General features: G+C 43.5%; 1 protein-coding gene. It reads left to right on the forward strand.

Going from position 1 to position 361, the window contains the following annotated elements; all coding sequences use genetic code 11:
* The first annotated feature begins 48 nt into the window (after positions 1 to 48).
* The gene (locus AK963_RS32945; RefSeq protein WP_139117854.1) at positions 49 to 282 is read left to right on the forward strand and encodes a hypothetical protein; all 234 of its coding nucleotides are present in this window, start codon (positions 49 to 51) and stop codon (positions 280 to 282) included.
* Positions 283 to 361 lie beyond the last annotated feature (79 nt).

Below are 361 nucleotides of genomic sequence, written 5' to 3' on the forward strand. Positions count from 1 at the left end.
AGAAATGGACCATGCCGATCAGGAACTGGAAAGCAGCCATGAACCGGTTTGAAATTATGTTTCCTGACCGGTTCAAGGAGTAATAGTTTTGGTGGCGTTTACACAGAATTATTTACAGGCTCGGTTTCTTTCATTATTGCGGCACCGATTGCTTATTTTGCAAGCCTCTATGGTGGGCTGATTTTGGCACCATGGTTGTCAGCAACCCTATTGGGAAGCCTGCCAGTACTTACCTTTGTCATCACCGGCGTAAAAAGTCCTCAAAACACCAGTCCAAAATGACCTGTCGTTAAGTATAGCTTTTTGGGGTGGTCTGCAAGTCTGATAGTTCCAGAAAGTTAAATATTTTACTAAGCTGACT

The organism is Endozoicomonas atrinae (assembly GCF_001647025.1).
Classification (GTDB): domain Bacteria; phylum Pseudomonadota; class Gammaproteobacteria; order Pseudomonadales; family Endozoicomonadaceae; genus Endozoicomonas; species Endozoicomonas atrinae.